1 protein-coding gene is annotated in these 708 nt (G+C 42.4%); it reads right to left on the minus strand.

What is annotated here, in order from left to right; all coding sequences use genetic code 11:
- The coding region (locus tag CXF61_RS01810) for an IS1 family transposase (RefSeq protein ID WP_165596950.1) at positions 1-635 on the minus strand (635 nt) is incomplete at its 3' end.
- Positions 636-708 lie beyond the last annotated feature (73 nt).

The raw sequence follows: 708 nt of genomic DNA on the forward strand, positions 1-708 counted from the left end.
TTCGAGAAACAACAGGTTCTTCTAACGGCTCGTTTTAGTCGGTGTCTAAGACGGCAGTTATTACCTTCAATACCTATCGTATGCTGTTTGCCAACTTGTTTGTTATCTGGTTTAAAGGCCGTTATGAAACTGTCCCAGTTGTCCATGCTAATAGAGTCATAGCTCACTTTAAGTTGCTTAAGACGGGCTCTTAGTTTCTGAGCCGTTTTTAAGTCGCGTTTGCCCCAAACATAAGCGACAATCTCATTAGTAGCCCGGTCATAAGCGTAGATGAGCCAGACTTTACGCTTCTTGCGATATACGTAAGTCCAAAACTCATCAACTTCTAAGCGTTCATAGTAGCGCTTATTAGGCACGATCTTATAAACGGATGAGCCTATGGTGCTGAGCACTTTACCAATACTCACCGAGGTAATGATGGCTATGTCTCTAACACCGCAGCCTCGAGCAGTCATCAGCCGTATTATGTCTTCTATTTGAGAGTGACAGCCTTGGTAGCTTAAGGCATGGTCGCCAATGAATTGTCGTTTGCAGTCCTTACATTGGTAGTTCTGCTTACCATAGCTTTTTATACCATTTTTCTTTAGACTAAGACTGTGACAGTCGGGGCAATTGATCTGTATTTGTGTCTTCATAACCTCAAATATATCATCTTGCTTTGACTGTCACCTTCCTTTATTACCCCAGCATACTTTTTGATACACCACC

The organism is Psychrobacter sp. 4Dc, from assembly GCF_002836715.1.
GTDB lineage: Bacteria > Pseudomonadota > Gammaproteobacteria > Pseudomonadales > Moraxellaceae > Psychrobacter.